Genomic DNA, 17534 nt, shown 5'->3' on the forward strand with positions numbered 1-17534 from the left:
AGTTTAAGGCTTAAAGCTACAGTATACTGACAACTCTAAACCTTAAACTTTATACTGTTTTTTTGTTTATTCTTTTAGCGAACGGACTAAAACCTTGTCAATTTTAACACCGTCCATATCTATAACTTCTAATTCAAATAAGTTCCAGATTAATTTTTCGCCCTGTTTTGGAATATAGGAAAGCTCTGTCATGATTAGGCCGCTTACTGTCGTAACTTCATAATCGTTAATCAGTTCATCCAAATCAAAATAGGTCAAAAAGTCGTGTAACGAATAATGCCCGTCAACCAACCAGGTACCGTCTTCTCTTGCCACAAGCTGGAATTCTTCATGATAGAAATCTGACGCATCACCTACCAGAGCTTCCAGAATGTCGTTCAGGGTAATCATACCTTGTGTGATTCCATATTCGTCTGTTACTATGGCATAGTGTACTTTGGTTTTCTTGAAAATATCCAATGCCTTGTAGGCAGAAGTATGTTCTATCAGATAGACCGGCTCCTTCATTATATCTCTAAGGTTAAAGTCGCCGCTTTCAAATTTGGCAAACAAATCTTTTAACAGCACAACCCCAACAACTTCGTCCAGGCTTTCTTCACAAACCGGATAAACGGAGTGAATTTCATCCAGAACTTTTTGTTTAAGTGTAGGAAGGTCATCTTCCAATGAAAGATAGTCAACCGATTTCCTGTGGGTCATCAAGGAGTTTACCTTTCTGTCACCAATATGGAATACACGTTCCACAATGTCCTGTTCGATTTCCTGTACTTCTCCTACTTCAGTTCCTTCTTTGATGATGGCCTTAATTTCTTCTTCGGTAACTTTACCATCTGCCGTTGGTCTGATTCTGAACAATTTCAGCAAAGATTCTGTTGAAATGGTCAAAAGCCAGATAAAAGGCGCGGTAATTATCGAAATTACTTTCATAGGCAAGGCTACCGTCTTTGCAATTGTTTCAGGATAATTGAGCCCGATTCTTTTAGGAAGCAATTCGCCAAGCACCAAGGAGAAGAATGTCAGGATAACAACCACGATTCCAACCGAAAGGTTTGCTGAATACGGCTGCAGGAATTCATACTGGTCCAGGAAAATCTTTACATCGCCAGTGATATTATCACCTGAATAAATACCTGTTAAGATTCCGATTAATGTGATTCCGATTTGAACAGTCGACAAAAATTTGTTTGGCGAATTGGCCAAATCCAAAGCAGTTTTGGCGCTGGGATTCCCTTTTTTTGCAGAAGTTTCCAACCTGTTTTTTCGCGCTGATATCAATGCGATTTCCGACATCGAAAAAACACCATTCAAAAGGATTAAAAAGAAAATTATAGCTATTTCCAAGTTTTATAAATTAAGTTAAAGGCTATCGATTACTGTACTTAACCGATGTGTAATTTCTTCTATGGAACCAATTCCGTCCACAGCATGAAATTTATTCTGTGCTTTATAATAGTCCATTAAAGGAGCTGTTTTTTCGTTGTATTCCTGATAACGGTTTCTGATTTTTTCTTCATCCTGGTCATCTGGTCTTCCTGAAGTTTTTCCTCTTTCCAAAAGTCTTTTTACCAAAATTTCATCATTAGCCTCCAAAGCAACCGTTGCCGTTATTTCTTCGTTTTTAGATTCCAAAAAGTTATCCAGAGCTTTTGCCTGTGACAGGGTTCTTGGGAATCCGTCAAAAAGAAATCCTTTAGATTCCGGGTTTTTATCTACTTCGCTTTGAAGCATCTGGATGGTTACTTCATCCGGAACCAAATCTCCCTTATCCATATAGGTCTTGGCTAATTTGCCAAGTTCCGTTTCATTTTTAATATTGAACCTAAAAATATCTCCTGTTGAGAGATGGGTCAGATTGTATTTCTTTTTTAAGAATTCAGCCTGGGTTCCTTTTCCTGCTCCAGGCTTCCCAAATAATACGATATTAATCATTTTGTTAGTTGTGAGTTATTATATGCCAGGATTTTTCAATCCAAAATATTTCATTTTCTAATCCGACTTAATCTTTCAATTGGTATATTTCCGGAATGTTTCTTCCGAGCCCATCATAATCCAAGCCATAGCCTACAATGAATTTGTTTGGAATTTCAATACCAATATAATCAATTTTTATGTCTTTTTTGTATGCTTCGGGCTTTAAAAATAAGGTAGCAAATTTAAGCTGCTTTACATTTTGGGACTCAAACATTGCTTTTAGCTCGACCAAAGTATTTCCTGTGTCGACAATATCTTCTATTACGACAACGGTTCTTCCCGATAAATCTTGATTAAGTCCGATGAGTTTTTTTACCTCATGGGTTGTAGTAGTGCCCTCATAGGAGGCTAATTTTACGAAGCTTACTTCGCAGGCTTTCGGATAGTGTTTCATAAAATCTGAAACCACCATAAAGGCGCCGTTTAAGACGCCCACAAATAAGGGTATCTCTTCGTCCAGGTCTTCAGCTACTTCCTGCGCCATTTTGGCTATAGCTGAATCGATTTCCTTTCCGCTGATGAAAGGAACAAAATGTTTGTCGTGAAGTTGTATCACAATGATTTTATTAAATAATAAGTTGCAAATATACTAAAATAGAATCCAGCTATTTTACAATTTATTTCAGTTTTATTACAATTTTATTTTTGTTAAATGTTTTTTAATATTCTTTAAACTCCGAAGATAAAAAATTTAAAATCAGTAAATTCAATATCCTGAAAATACAACCACTAATTTTTTCAAGCTATGAAAACACGTATTTTACCCCTACTTTCCTGCATTGCTTTTTCATTCTTATCCTGTAACGGACAAGAAAAGAAACCGCCTGTAAAAAATAGTACTACTATTGTAAAAACTGCTGTAGGCGATTTGGAACTTCCTGCTCCGTATGCTACAGAATCTGCCCGCAAAATAAGCCGCATGAAAGAGTGGCCTGAAGGAGTTACGCCTAAAGCTCCGGAAGGATTTGTGGTAACGAAATTTGCAGACGGATTGAAAAATCCGCGCTGGACCTATATTGCTCCCAACAATGATATTTTTGTAGTGGAAAGCAACACTTTTAAAAGCGCCAACCAAATTACTATTTTCAGAGACAAGGATGGTGATGGTGTTTTTGAGACCCGTGAAATTTTTAAAGACGGGCTCAACATGCCTTTCGGGATGCTGATTCTTGATAATTATTTTTACATAGCCAATACTGATGGTCTTTTTCGTTTTCCATACAGCGCAGGTGACTTAAAGCTAAGAGGAAACGGAACAAAAATACTGGAACTTCCTGCCGGAGGTTATAACAATCACTGGACAAGAAATCTGCTTGCCAATGCTGACGGTTCAAAAATATATGTCTCCGTAGGCTCTGCCAGCAACAATGCTGAGCACGGAATGGAAGTAGAAAAAAGGCGTGCCAATATTTTAGAAATCAATCCTGACGGAACAGGAGAACAGATTTATGCCAGCGGCTTGCGAAATCCTGTTGGAATGGATTGGAATCCTGCCAACAACGAACTCTGGACTGCCGTAAACGAGCGCGATGATTTGGGTGACGAGCTTGTTCCTGATTATATTACAAGCGTAAAAAGAGGAGGTTTTTACGGATGGCCTTATTCCTATTACGGACAAATTGCAGACCCAAGAATGAAAGGAGAGGGAAAAGAACTGGTTGCCAAAGCTATCATTCCTGATGTTTCTGTTGGTGCCCATACCGCTTCACTCGGATTTGCTTTTTATAACCAGGATGTTTTTCCGGCTAAATACAAAAACGGGGCTTTTGTAGGACAGCATGGCTCCTGGAACCGTTCAAAACTAAGCGGATACAAAGTGCTTTTTGTACCTTTTAAAAACGGAAAGCCTTCCGGAAAACCCGAAGATTTCCTGACCGGATTTATTGCCAACGAAGAAAAAGCGGAAGTTTACGGACGTCCTGTTGCTGTGACGGTTATGAAAGACGGCTCGTTATTGGTGAATGACGACAGCGGCAATACGATATGGAGAGTGGCTGTTAAAAAATAAGTTTTCAGACAAACCATTCTTTGCGCCTTTGCGTCTTTGCGTGAAATAATTGCTCGCAAAGGCACAGGGGCGCAAAGGTTATTAACAGAGTATTTTTTTATCTCGCCTTTCATTACAAACTTTTGGCTGTAATTTTATTTTAATACTTTTACTCCAAACAGCCTAATCTATGAATCCGATTTGCAAGAATTGCGAACACGAAGTTAATGGAAATTTCTGTAGCGAATGCGGACAGTCTACTCACACGCATCCTATAAATTTTCACTACCTCTGGCACGACATACAACATGGCATTTTTCATTTTGACAAAGGTTTGCTTTTTACTGCCAAAGAACTTTTTACGAGACCCGGTCATTCCATCAGGGAATTTATCGAAGGCAAAAGAGTCAGCCATTTCAAACCTACTTCTTTGGTTTTCCTGCTTGGTTCCTTCTATGGATTGCTGTATCATTTTTTCCATATTGAAATTCCCGCTAATGTAACCGGCGAAGATACGGGTCAGACATTCAATGTTATGGGAGATTGGATTACTGCACATTATGCATTGGCTACCCTATTTACTATTCCTCTCCTATCAATCGCCTCTTTTCTTGCTTTTCGAAAAACAGGCTATAATTTGGTAGAACATTTGGTGCTAAACGGTTTCATTGCCGGACAAAAACTAATGCTTCAATTTATTTTTTTCCCGCTTCTTTATATTTACAGCGGCACCCAAACTATTTTGCTGCTTTCTGTAATATCTGTGTTTATTGATATACTGCTTGCTTTTTGGACCTATAATCAGTTTTTTGACACTCAATCTACCATAAAGAACATTTTGAAAACAATACTGACCTATATTTATTTTTTCATCATGTTTACGGTCCTGACCATTGCAATAGGTCTAGTTTTGGAACTAGTTATTAAAAAAGCATAAAAATGAGTTCTGATTTTATCCGAAAATTAGAAAATAGCACGGCACACAGACAAAGCCGCGAATTAATATCTGACAGCATTTGTGCTAATCCGGAACTGTTGCCGGTTTTAATGGGCGTGCTGCTAGACACCAAAAACAAAAATCATTATAAAGCCTGCTGGACTTCGGAATTGGTTTTTGAAAAGCATATCGAATGGCTTATTCCCTATCTTGATGTTTTTAGCAAGACACTGTCGTCCTATTCGCATGACGGGGCATTGCGTTCTGTTTCTAAAATCTGTCTTTTTTCTGCAACCTACCATTTGAAAAAGAAAAAGTCGGGAGCAATTTTTCTGACAGACGAGCAGTTGGAACTAATGGTAGAATCTTGTTTTGACTGGCTTATCAGCAACCAGAAAGTAGCCACCAAGGCTTATGCCATGAGGGCTCTTTATGCTTTTGGAAAAATAAACGACTGGATATATCCGGAACTCAAGACCATTTTGACACAGGATTATCCAAATCATTCGGCGGCATACAAATTAGCTTCAAAAGAAATCCTGAAAAAGCTGAAATAGCTAAAAAATATCTTCTTTTTGCGAGCCAATTCATTTTAAGACTTTAAATTGCACGCTTTAATTTCCTTTTATGGGCGAAAGCATTGCAAAAAATAATGGTCTTTTATTCAAAATAGTCACCAATCTTACTTTTTGGGTGCTGATAGCAATTATTTCCGGAGTTTTGGTTGGACATTATTTGCCCGAAACCGGCACAAAAATGAAGGTCATAGGTGATACTTTCATCCAGATTGTCAAGCTTTTTATCGCCCCGATTATCTTTCTTACTATTGTTTTAGGAATCAGCGGTATGGGCGACCTGAGAAAAGTAGGCCGTATCGGGATAAAAGCGCTGGTTTATTTTGAAATCGTTACCACATTCGCCCTGGCTATTGGCATTATAGCGGCTTATATTATCCAACCCGGAAAAATCGACAAGTCTGGCCTTGACATTCAGGATGCTTCAAAATACACCTCTAACCCAAGAACCGAATTTGACTGGTGGCAGTTTTTCATGGACAACTTCACCTTACAGGTTTTAGCCCTGACTATTGTTTGCGGCATTCTGCTCAATTATTACAACAAACGCGAATCTGTAGTAGCTACCTTATACAAAGCTTCAAAAATTGTTTTCAAGGCTTTAAAGTTTGTGATGTTCCTGGCACCATTAGGCGCTTTTGGGGGCATGGCCTATACAGTAGGAAAGTTCGGATTGCATACTTTGATTCCTTTAGGAAAACTGATGTTTACGGTTTACCTGACTATGGCCGTTTTTATCTTTTTAATTTTGGGCGGTATCATGCGCTACTATAAAATGAGAATCTGGGACCTGATAAAGTACCTGAAAGCGGAGCTTTTGATTGTGTTAGGAACTTCATCTTCAGAACCTGCATTGCCCAATCTGATGGATAAGCTGGAACGACTGGGATGCAGCAAATCAGTCGTGGGACTTGTAGTGCCAACCGGATATTCGTTTAATCTGGACGGCACTTCTATCTATCTTTCAATGTGTGTCATTTTTCTAGCACAATTATATAATGTACATCTTTCTTTTGGGGAAATACTGACTATTATCGGACTGCTGATGATTACTTCAAAAGGAGCAGCCGGAGTTACCGGAAGCGGCTTTATTGTGTTGGCCTCAACACTCACGGCCATTCATAAAATTCCGCTTGAAGGATTGGCCTTTCTTTTAGGGGTTGACAAATTCATGAGCGAAGCAAGAGCCATTACCAATTTTATTGGCAACGGTGTAGCAACTATTGTGATTTCTAAAAACGAAAACGAGTTTGTCGATATTGAAAATCCAATGGAACTCGATTAGGATTTCCGTTTCAGGTATTCGTGAATTTTTTCCTGTGACCGTGTTGGTTCTTTTTCATTTCTTACCGGAATATTTTCGAGCGATGCTCCTAATAAGGAAGCCTTGACATTATCGTCTAACTGAATTTTAAGAATATCGAGCATTTCTTCTTTGAGAATGGGGTCATATACCGGAAAGCAGACTTCTATCCTGTGGTATATATTCCTGTTCATCCAATCGGCAGAACCCATAAACAGTAACGGGTTTCCATTATTTTCGAATACAAAAATACGTCCGTGTTCAAGATACCTGTCTACGATTCTGCGAACCGTAATGTTTTCGCTCCTGCCCGGAATTTCCGGCACAAGGCAGCAAATTCCACGAACAATCAGTTGGATTTTCACTCCTGCATTTGAAGCTTCGTATAATTTTTCAATCAGGCTTTTTTCTTCCAGGTTGTTCAGCTTGATGGTTATTCCGGCAGCAAGTCCTTTTCTTTTGTTCTGGATTTCGTTATCAATGAGTTTGATAAATTTTTCCCGCAGGTTGAATTTAGCTACGAGCAAATGCTTAAAATCCATTTTGTATCTCTTCGGATTTTTTTTGATGGTAGCCAAAAGAAGGAAAGTCTTTTCCAAATCTTTCAGCATTTCCTTGTGAGCCGTCATCAATATATGGTCTGTATAAAAACGGGCCGTATTTTCATTCAGGTTTCCGGTAGCCAATAATCCTATAGACGGGAGTTTACTTTGTTTTTTAAACTTTACCAGCGCTATTTTGGCATGTACTTTTAGTGACGGGATGCTGTGTACAATTTTAACTCCGGCTTTTTTCAATTGTTTTGACCATTTTATATTGTTCGCTTCGTCAAAACGGGCTTTCAGTTCCACTACAACAGTCACCTTCTTCCCGTTTCTGGCGGCACTAATGAGTGCATTGGCAATTCTTGAATCACTTGCCACGCGATAAAGCGTTACATATATTTCTTCTGCATTAGGATGTATGGAAGCTTCGTTAAAAAAACGGAGTACGCTGTCGTAGGACTGATATGGCACATGCAGCATCAGGTCTTTTTCTGCAACGGTATCAAAAATACTCTTTGCTACAGGGGCGTCTAAAGAAACCGGAACCATTTCGGCATAAGAAAGGCTTTGTTTTTTTAGCGGTAATGAAGCCAGGTCTTTTAGATTATGGTAGCTTCCGCCCAGAACAATCGTGGCATCTTTTAGCTTGAAAGTATCTATCAGCGACTGTAAAAAAGGCGGCGGCATTCGGTAATCAAATAAAAAACGGGTGGCAAAGCTGTAATCTCTTTTGGCAATCTTCTTCTCCATTTTTTCGGCAATAGCCTCATCATATTCGTCGTCAAGTTCCAGAGCCGCATCGCGCGTTATTTTGAAGTTATAATCTGCCGGCAGTTTCTGGTCTTTGAAAATAAATTTCAAGCCAAATTTGATAATATCGTCCAGAAAAAGGATGTAGGTTTTGGCTCCTTTCTTAACGGCAAAAAATCGTGGCAAATCGTCTGATGGTATGTTTAGAAGAAACAGCTGGTGTGTGTCTGTATTTTCTTCGACAACAACAAGTTTGTATAATTTGTTATTCTCCGGAAAGAAATCCGTTTCCTTTGTTATTTCTACAATCTGCAGGAATGCCAATACTTCTTTAAAAAAGTAATGGGTTATTTCGTCGTGGATGTTTTCTGGAATTGGCTCATTGTACAGCAGATGGTATTTTTCTTTTTCAAGTGCGGGAAGAATCTTTTGGGTCATTATTGTTCCAAAAACCCGTTGCTGGTCGTCAACAATATGCTGTATTTTATCCAGAATGTGCTGATAGGCAAAGCTATTTTCCTTTTTGTTTTTGGAAATTTTTTTGAGTGCCATTAATGACGGTATCCTAACCCTGTAAAATTCATCAAGATTGGAAGAATAGATGGAAAGAAACTTTATTTTTTCAAAAAGCGGCACGTCATTGTCTTCTGCTTCAAGAAGCACTCTTTGGTTAAATGAAAGCCAGCTGATATCTCTGTCAAAAAAATCAGGTTTCTGGCTTACTTCTTTGGTCTTGGTTTCCAGAATCATATCGTTTTTAAAGTAGTTATAAAAGTATTAATTTATGATGATTATATCATTAAGATACTATTATCGTTTGCTTTTATACTTCTTTTTTGTTTACAATTATGACATAAAACGGTTTTCGCCTATTTCGGAATAACCAATAATTACCCGAATGGCAAACGTAATAAAGTAGTAACGTTTCCATCTGTTTTGGCCTGCAGTGCAAATTTTGTGGGAGTATTTTTTATTTTTTGCTTATGGAATAGGCAAAAATCAATAACTTTACGATTGTCTTTTACGTAAAGAAATGGCATACAGGGTGCCATGACGATATATTTTTTTCTATATTCGTTGTTTGTTTTGTTACGATTTGTTGTATTTACACATTTTTACAAAACAAAGTAAATAATTTAATTTATAATAAACAAATTTATTTTTCATATGGATGGAAAAATTTTAAAAAAGAAATTACAATCACTTGACATCCAAATGACTGAAGTCGCAAAGAGATTAAACATTTCTCCTCAAAATCTTCAAAACCGATTCAAATCGAAAGAGATTACTTTGGATTTTTTAATCGAGGTTTCAAAAGCGGTAAATGCATCTGTTTATTATTTCATTAAAGGCACGGCTTACGAAAATGAGTTTCTCCAACCGGATAACGTGATTTTAAAAGAACCGGACGGTGAATTTATTCCGAATGTGGTTGATGCCAAAAACCAAACTATTGAAATTTTACAACGTGAAGTTCAAGACCTCAGAAGCGATAAGGATTTTCTAAAAAAGATTATCGATTCAAATCTGGTGAAGAGGAATCCTGACTCTGATTTTGAACAGGCATAAACTTTTCTTGTTGTGCCTAATATCCGTTATATTAAGAAACCCTTTTTAGCGAGAATAATTTCTGTAGTTTTCATTTTTGCCAGCATTATATTGCTTTCTGAAGAGCAAAAAGCGTTTGGAATTGCCACACTGATAATTGGCCTTGGTCTGCTTATCAGCAACTCTGTCTGTATGGGAATCGAAATCAACACAGAACAAAAATACTATCGTAAGCTATATTCCTTTATGGGTATTGTATTTGGCGAATGGGAATCTTTCCCAAAAACGGAATACATTTCTGTCTATAAATCACGAGAAACACTAAATAGTCCCGCTGCCAACTGGCCTACACTCACAAGTAATTCCTATATTGTCAATTCTTTTTGGGAAGACAGAAGGCCTATTACATTATATAAGTCCAATTCCAAAAAAGAAGCTCTTGCTGTTGCCAAAGATATGGCAGACGTCCTTGGCATTAAAATTCTCGATTCTACAGACGGGGAACAAAAGTGGCTTTAAAGCTGAGTTGATAAGTTATTAAGGGATTGAGGGACTAAGGTTCCTGGCTAATGCTTTGGAATTTATAGGGCGTAAACATTTTTGTTTCTATTTCACTTTAATATTCTTCCGAACAGTTATTTTCACTAATCAGTCTGCGTGTTTTACTTCTTCGCACACTGTCATAAAAAAACACTCTTTTTAATCTCTACAGGCAGAAAAAAGCCACTGCCCGCATCACCAAATTTAGTGATAAAAAAATATACCAAAATTGTGGTATTGTATGCGTTTTTGAAATATTGCAACTTTGAAAAGTCAAAAAAACAGAGCGTTTTAAAGACATGCCCAAAAACTAACCTGCTAAATCTTTTGTTATGCATACAACTACTATTCAAAAAGTTGACTGCTTATTTCAAGCAAAAAATTCCAGCGTTACCCTTACTTTCAGGAAAGAAAAACTTTCGCACAATGCGAGAACATTTTTCTATGGCATACTTCTTCTGATATTACACCTTCCTATACGAATAAATAAATTCGATAATTCAACTATTAACTTAAACCTTTAAAACTATGTACGAACCATTTCTTGGACAAATTCAGACATTTGGATTCAACTTTCCTCCTAGAGGATGGACTTTCTGTGATGGACAAATCATGTCAATTGCGCAAAACACCGCTTTATTTTCGCTTTTAGGGACTACCTATGGTGGAAACGGACAAACAACATTCGGTCTTCCCGACCTGAGAGGAAGATCTGTAGTTCATCCAGGAAACGGGCCAGGACTAACTCCTGTTGTTTGGGGAGAAGTTGGAGGAATTCAAAACGTAACTTTAACAACAAGCAATATGCCTATGCACGCTCATCCTTTAGTTGACGGTCAGGCTCATGTTGCTACCACTATCCTTGCTACTAACAACAATAATGGAAGCAATACTACTGATGGTGGTTCCAATGGATTTGGAGATTCAGGTAATATGCCGGAAATCTACAGAGAAAGTCCAACGGGAACGAATGTAGTAGGCGGTGTGAAATCTGTAATCAGCGGTACTACCGGCATTGCAGGAGGAAGTATACCTTTTGGAATACGTAATCCATACCTTGGAATATACACGAGCATTGCTCTTGAAGGAATTTTTCCTTCCAGAAACTAATTAATATGGGGGAGTCACTTCCCCCTTTTATTTTATTATTTATGAAAATCGGAATATTGTTGCCCCAATCAAAACAATACCCATCATTAGACAGGGATTTTATGCGAGGCATGAAATTAAATGACTTGGACGTCAAATTTTTTATTGAAAGCATTGGCATTGGCGCAGATGAAAAAATAATTATCGAAAAGATGCAGAAGCTTTCTTTACAGGAAGATATCAGCATTTTTATTGGTTTTTTGGGACATCGCAACATCCAAAGCGTGTATGACTACGCTTCAAATCACAATCTTTTTTTATTGGCTACGGATATGGGCTCAACACTTCCTTATGCCCTGCCAAAGAAACAAGGCGTATATATCAATTCATTTGGTATTGCCGAAAGTTCCTATCATTTAGGCGCTTATTTTGCATCACAGAATTACAAAAACATAGCCACTTCATCCTCATATTATGATTCAGGCTATGGCATCAACCAGGCCATTGAAATGGCACTTTATCAAAACGACAGTCAATTTTCAGGACATTATATCACGCCTTTGAATCCGAGAGAAAACGAGGCAGACTGTATGCAGGAGACACTGGCTCCATTAAAACCAGACGCCATATTTGCTTTCCACAGCGGCATCTATGCAGAAGAACATGCTTCCTATCTTACTAAAAACAAACTGACCCAAGACTATCCTTTTTATTTCACTTCTTTTTCTATATCAGATAAGATAAAGGAAGAAAACAGGGAGGCTCTTCAGAACACTATGATTGTATCCTCATGGTCGGATAGTTTAAGAAGCAAAAAGAACCTATCCTTTGTAGAAAAACATAAGGCTATATTTCATCAGGCTCCAAACATTTTCGGTTTACTGGGTTATGAAACCGGAATGATTCTGGAAAACTTATTAAAAGACAACGATAGTATTCCGAGTCTGGAACAGCTTATTGACAAAATGGAAGAAGCCCTGGAAGGCCCGAGAGGAAAAATACAGTTCCATCCGGAAACCAACAGAACCAGCTTTGACAACTATATTTTCAAAATTACAGACGATGGAATCCAAATTGAAACTGTCTTGAAAAATGACGGACAGTTCATCCAAAATATCATGTCTGACCAGCGCCCGCAATCTATGGGAGGCTGGCACAATGCTTACCTGTGTCATTAAACCTTAAATCAATCATATGAAAACAACAATTACTTTTTTTAAAGCCTGCCTGTTTTTCATGATTTGCCTCCTGAGCGGAGTCAAATCGGAAGCACAGACAATGAATAAAGGCGATATCGCCTTTATAGGCTACAATACCGGTGGTCAGGACGGTTTTGCGTTTATCGCATTAAATGACCTTCCTGCCGGACAGACGCTCTATTTTACGGAACAGGGATGGTCCGGAACCCAATGGATGAATACCCTAAATGAACCACATCTTGCTTATGTTATTCCACCCGGAATTACGTGCGGCAAGATTATCTCGTTTGTAGAAACGGCTCCGGATGTAATTACAGTAACAGGAGGCGGAAGCGTTACTTTTGCACTGGGTACAAGTTTTAATCTTTCCGGTGGTGACCAAATTATTGCTTACCAATCTGCTTCTGGTGTAGCTCCGGCTGCTCCTATTTTTATTTCAGCAATCCATGGAGATTATAATTCATCAAAGTATGACCCTGTAACAACATGGAATCCGGCGACAGGAAGTAACAGCACTCTATGGGCAACGTCTGATTCAGCCATACCAACCGACTTAGAAAACGGAGTAAATTGCATTTCATTATATCCGGCTCCAGGGCCAGAATTTGCAAATGCAAAATACAACGGAATTTTAACAGGAACTTCTATTGCACTTCGCGCTGCCATTAACAATCCTGCTAACTGGATGCATGACAATTCTACCAGCACGGCCATTCCTATACAGCCTTCCAATTTCCCAACACCTTCTGTGACATGCATCAACTGTACGAACCCAACCGTTCCTACATTGACAGCATCTACGGCTGTACTTTGTAATGGAAGCAGCAGAACCATCACTATTACAGGAAGCCTGAACAGCGCTACAGCATGGCATGTTTATTCCGGCTCCTGTGGCGGAACATTGGTAACAAGTACAGCAACTGGTTCATTTTCTGTAAGCCCAACCACAACAACAACTTATTATGTTCGTGGCGAAGGTGGTTGTGTAACGCCTGGAGCCTGCGCAACGATAACAGTAAGCGTAAATCCGGCTATAGTATTGACCACCGGAGGAGGCTCAACAAACGTAAGCTGCAATGGAGGTAATAACGGAACAGCTACTGTAGCTCCAACAGGAGGAACACCTCCATATACCTATTCATGGGCTCCATCCGGAGGAACGAACGCTACGGCAACAGGACTGGGTGTAGGAGTTTATACCGTGACAGTAACCGATGCTAATTTATGCCAGGCTACACGTAATTTTACAATTACACAGCCTCCTGCCCTTAACGGAAGTACGGTAGTAACTAACGTTGCTTGTTTTGGAGGCAGTACTGGTGCCATCAACCTGACTCCATCAGGCGGTACACCACCTTATACATTTAACTGGGGTGGCGGTATTACAACCGAAGACCGTACCGGATTGGCAGCTGGTAATTATTCAGTAACAATTACTGACGCTAATTCCTGTACACGTACAATCAGCAACATTAATGTAACACAACCTGCTGCAGTTGTGTCCGGAACAACAGTAGTAACAAATGTTGCCTGCTTTGGAGGCAGTACCGGAGCAATCAACTTAACTCCTACCGGAGGAGTACCTCCCTATACTTATAATTGGGTTGGCGGTATTACAACCGAAGACCGTTCTGGATTAGCAGCAGGTACTTATTCAGTAACAATTACGGATGCCAATGGCTGTACAGGTACTGTTTCAGGCATAGCACTAACACAACCGACTGCTGCATTAGATGGCACAGCCATAAAAACAGATGTAAGTTGTAATGGTGGCTCTAACGGTACTGCAACCGTATCTGTTAACGGAGGAACACCTCCATATACTTATTCATGGGCTCCATCAGGAGGAACCAACGCTATGGCTACCGGACTGGCGGCTAACACATATACAGTTACTGTAACCGACAACAATGGTTGCCAGATTACAAGAACTGCTACAGTTAACCAACCGGCTACGGCTTTATCTGCAGCTACAGGCGGTGGCAAGACAAACGTGAGCTGTAATGGCGGTTCTAACGGAACGGCTACCGTAGCGCCAACGGGCGGTACTCCGCCATATAGCTATTCATGGGCTCCATCCGGAGGAACGAATGCTACGGCTACAGGATTGGCTGTGGGAAGCTATACGGTTACTGTCACTGATTTCAATGGATGCCAGGCTACAAGAACATATACTATTACCCAGCCAACAGCCTTATCTGCTGCAACAGGTGGTGGTAAAACAGACGTGAGCTGTAATGGAGGTGCTAACGGTACGGCTACTGTAGCGCCAACAGGCGGTACGCCACCATACACCTACTCATGGTCACCATCAGGAGGCACAAATGCTACGGCTTCAGGACTGGACGCAGGAACCTACACGGTGACTGTAACTGACGCCAACTCTTGTCAAACTACAAGATCATTTACAATTAACCAACCGGCTATGGCTTTATCTGCTGCAACAGGCGGCGGCAAAACAGATGTGAGCTGTAATGGAGGTGCTAACGGAACGGCAACGGTAGCGCCAACAGGCGGTACGCCACCTTATACCTATTCATGGGCTCCTTCAGGAGGGACGGCGGCTACGGCTACAGGACTGGCTGTGGGAACTTACACGGTAACAGTAACTGACAGTAACAATTGCCAGGTTACAAGAACATTTACTATCAACCAGCCAACAGCCTTATCTGCTGCAACAGGCGGCGGCAAAACAGACGTGAGCTGTAATGAAGGTTCCAACGGAACGGCAACGGTAGCGCCAACAGGCGGTACGCCGCCCTATACCTATTCATGGTCTCCTTCAGGAGGAACGGCAGCTACAGCTACAGGACTGGCTGTGGGAACTTACACAGTAACCGTGACTGACAATAACAATTGCCAGGTTACAAGGACATTTACTATCAACCAGCCAACAGCCTTATCTGCAGCTACAGGAAGCAAGACTGACGCAAGTTGTAATGGAGGTGCTAACGGAATGGCAACCGTAACGCCAACAGGCGGTACGCCACCCTATACCTATTCATGGGCTCCTTCAGGAGGGACGGCAGCTACAGCAACAGGACTGGCTGCAGGAACCTATACGGTAACTGTAACCGATGCCAATAACTGTCAGGCAACCCGAAGTTTTACAATAAATGAACCAACTGCATTGACAGCCACCACATCACAGAATAATACTAGCTGCAATGGAGGTGCAAACGGAACTGCTTCTGTTACGGTTTCAGGAGGAACACCTGGATATACCTATTCATGGTCCCCATCAGGAGGAACAGCTGCCACGGCTTCTGGATTGGCTGCAGGAACCTATACGGTAACCATAACTGATGCCAATAACTGTCAGATTACAAGAAACTTCACAATTACCGAGCCTGCTATATTATCAGCTACAACATCACAAATTAATGTAAGTTGTAATGGCGGTACTAACGGAAGTGCTACTGTTACAGTAACAGGAGGAACAGGCGCTTATTCCTATGCATGGGCTCCATCTGGAGGAACAGCGGCCACGGCTTCTGGATTGGCTGCAGGAATCTACACGGTAACTGCAATTGATGCCAATAACTGCCAGATTACGACTACTGTTACAATAACTGAACCTGCTGTACTATCAGCTACTACAGCGCAAACTAATGTTCTTTGCAACGGTGGTGCTACCGGAAGCGCTACAGTTACGATAGCAGGAGGAACAGGCCCTTATACCTATTCATGGGCTCCATCCGGTGGAACAGCGGCTACGGCTTCAGGATTAGCCACAGGAATTTATACTGTGACCGTAACTGACGCCAATAACTGCCAGCTTACAAGAACTTTCACAATAACTGAGCCTGCTGTATTATCCGCTACAACATCGCAGACAAATCTAAGTTGTAACGGAGGTACTAATGGAATCGCTGGTGTTACAGTGACGGGCGGAACAGCTCCTTACACCTATTCATGGGCTCCTTCAGGAGGAACGGGCGCTACAGCAACAGGACTGGCTGCAGGAACCTATACGGTGACAATCACTGATGCCAATGCGTGTCAAATCACAAGAAGTTTTACAATAACTGAACCTACTGCATTATCAGCAACTACATCCAGCACTAACGTAAGTTGTAATGGTGGTTCTAATGGTTCTGCAACAGTAACAGTTACTGGCGGAACAGGTGGTTATACTTACTCTTGGGCTCCATCCGGTGGAACAGCTGCCACGGCTTCTGGACTTGCGGCCGGAAACTATACCGTAACAATCACTGATGCTAATATGTGCCAGATTACAAGAACGGTTTCCGTAACGCAACCTTCTCCAATCGTAATCGTTCCATCACAGTCCAACGTGAGTTGTACAGGTGGCTCTAACGGTTCGGCTACAGTAGGAGTATCAGGAGGAACAGGCAATTATACCTTCTCATGGGCACCTTCAGGAGGCACCGGAGCTACTGCTACCGGATTGGCTGCAGGAACCTATACTGTAACTGTAACTGATGCAAATTCTTGTACAGCTACACAAAGCTTTACTATTACTACCACCGCAGATACAACACCGCCAACTGTTGTTACTACTAATATTACCGTACCACTTACGGCAGGAGTTGCTACAATTACCGCAGCACAGGTGAACAATGGAAGTACAGACAATTGCGGCATCGCCAGCATCTCTGTTTCGCCTAGCACTTTTAACTGTAGTAATGTAGGTCCAAATACCGTAACATTAACAGTAACAGATAACAGCGGCAATACCGCAACAGGTACGGCTACAGTAACTATCACAGACCCTACCAATTTCTGTGGTCTTTCTGTACCGGAGTTTGGAGATATCAAAATGAGATTGTATCCAAACCCTACCAACGGAATTGTAACTGTTGAATTCTCAAGAGATATAACGGCAGAAAAGATAGAAGTTTATTCAATCACCGGACAGCTTATTCTTTCTGACACCAATACAACAACTCAATCAAGCCGTCAGTTTAACATGGAAAGATTTCCTTCAGGAGTTTATCTGGTTAAGATTACAACTGCTCACGGAACACAAGTAAAACGTTTGATGAGAGAATAATTTAGTTAGGTTAAAGTGAATATAGTTACCCGAAACCGCCCATGCAATATGCATGGGCGGTTTTTTTCTGATT

13 protein-coding genes are annotated in these 17534 nt (G+C 40.5%); 9 read left to right on the forward strand and 4 right to left on the reverse strand.

Annotated features, from left to right (window positions below):
- Positions 1 to 66 precede the first annotated feature (66 nt).
- From BGO88_RS15645 to BGO88_RS15655, 3 genes are all read right to left on the reverse strand, one after another.
- Positions 67 to 1341: a hemolysin family protein gene (locus BGO88_RS15645; RefSeq protein WP_082482183.1), complete on the reverse strand. Its 1275-nt coding sequence runs from the start codon at positions 1339 to 1341 to the stop codon at positions 67 to 69.
- Positions 1342 to 1356: 15 nt separating this feature from the next.
- On the reverse strand, positions 1357 to 1929 hold the full coding sequence (locus BGO88_RS15650; RefSeq protein WP_056068895.1) for an adenylate kinase: 573 nt from the start codon (positions 1927 to 1929) through the stop codon (positions 1357 to 1359).
- 67 nt (positions 1930 to 1996) lie between these two features.
- Positions 1997 to 2527: a phosphoribosyltransferase gene (locus BGO88_RS15655; RefSeq protein WP_056068897.1), complete on the reverse strand. Its 531-nt coding sequence runs from the start codon at positions 2525 to 2527 to the stop codon at positions 1997 to 1999.
- A 189-nt stretch (positions 2528 to 2716) separates the two neighbouring features.
- Between BGO88_RS15655 and BGO88_RS15660 the strand changes: the two genes are divergently transcribed.
- The 4 genes from BGO88_RS15660 to BGO88_RS15675 all read left to right on the forward strand — a co-directional run bounded on the left by BGO88_RS15660 (position 2717) and on the right by BGO88_RS15675 (position 6755).
- Positions 2717 to 3979, forward strand: a complete 1263-nt coding sequence (locus BGO88_RS15660) for a PQQ-dependent sugar dehydrogenase (RefSeq protein WP_286707486.1) — start codon at positions 2717 to 2719, stop codon at positions 3977 to 3979.
- 169 nt (positions 3980 to 4148) lie between these two features.
- Positions 4149 to 4895 (forward strand): DUF3667 domain-containing protein, encoded by a 747-nt coding sequence (locus BGO88_RS15665; RefSeq protein ID WP_101472871.1) that lies wholly within the window; start codon positions 4149 to 4151, stop codon positions 4893 to 4895.
- 2 nt (positions 4896 to 4897) lie between these two features.
- Positions 4898 to 5452, forward strand: coding sequence for a HEAT-like fold family protein (locus BGO88_RS15670; RefSeq protein WP_286707487.1), 555 nt, complete (start codon positions 4898 to 4900; stop codon positions 5450 to 5452).
- 70 nt (positions 5453 to 5522) lie between these two features.
- The gene (locus BGO88_RS15675; protein WP_286707488.1) at positions 5523 to 6755 is read left to right on the forward strand and encodes a cation:dicarboxylate symporter family transporter; all 1233 of its coding nucleotides are present in this window, start codon (positions 5523 to 5525) and stop codon (positions 6753 to 6755) included.
- On the opposite strand, the gene ppk1 is transcribed toward BGO88_RS15675, so the two are convergent.
- Positions 6752 to 8818 carry a polyphosphate kinase 1 gene (ppk1, locus tag BGO88_RS15680; protein WP_286707489.1) on the reverse strand — a complete coding sequence of 689 codons (2067 nt, stop codon included), beginning with the start codon at positions 8816 to 8818 and terminating at the stop codon, positions 6752 to 6754. The two genes, BGO88_RS15675 and ppk1, sit on opposite strands and share 4 nt — an antisense overlap.
- A 417-nt stretch (positions 8819 to 9235) precedes the next feature.
- On the opposite strand from ppk1, the gene BGO88_RS15685 reads away from it, so the two are divergent.
- The 5 genes from BGO88_RS15685 (at position 9236) to BGO88_RS15705 (ending at position 17461) form a co-directional block, all read left to right on the forward strand.
- Complete coding sequence (locus tag BGO88_RS15685; protein ID WP_101472874.1) at positions 9236 to 9637, forward strand: helix-turn-helix domain-containing protein; 402 nt, start codon at positions 9236 to 9238, stop codon at positions 9635 to 9637.
- A gap of 12 nt (positions 9638 to 9649) precedes the next feature.
- Entirely contained in the window at positions 9650 to 10135 is a 486-nt protein-coding gene (locus tag BGO88_RS15690) for a hypothetical protein (protein WP_286707490.1), read from the forward strand.
- Positions 10136 to 10684: 549 nt separating this feature from the next.
- Complete coding sequence (locus tag BGO88_RS15695) at positions 10685 to 11266, forward strand: phage tail protein (protein ID WP_286707491.1); 582 nt, start codon at positions 10685 to 10687, stop codon at positions 11264 to 11266.
- Positions 11267 to 11307: 41 nt separating this feature from the next.
- Positions 11308 to 12423 carry an ABC transporter substrate-binding protein gene (locus BGO88_RS15700; RefSeq protein WP_286707492.1) on the forward strand — a complete coding sequence of 372 codons (1116 nt, stop codon included), beginning with the start codon at positions 11308 to 11310 and terminating at the stop codon, positions 12421 to 12423.
- Between the two features lie 16 nt (positions 12424 to 12439).
- Entirely contained in the window at positions 12440 to 17461 is a 5022-nt protein-coding gene (locus BGO88_RS15705; protein WP_286707493.1) for a T9SS type A sorting domain-containing protein, read from the forward strand.
- The last annotated feature ends 73 nt before the right edge of the window (positions 17462 to 17534 follow it).

The sequence above is a fragment of the Flavobacterium sp. 38-13 genome (assembly GCF_001899155.1).
GTDB lineage: Bacteria > Bacteroidota > Bacteroidia > Flavobacteriales > Flavobacteriaceae > Flavobacterium > Flavobacterium lindanitolerans.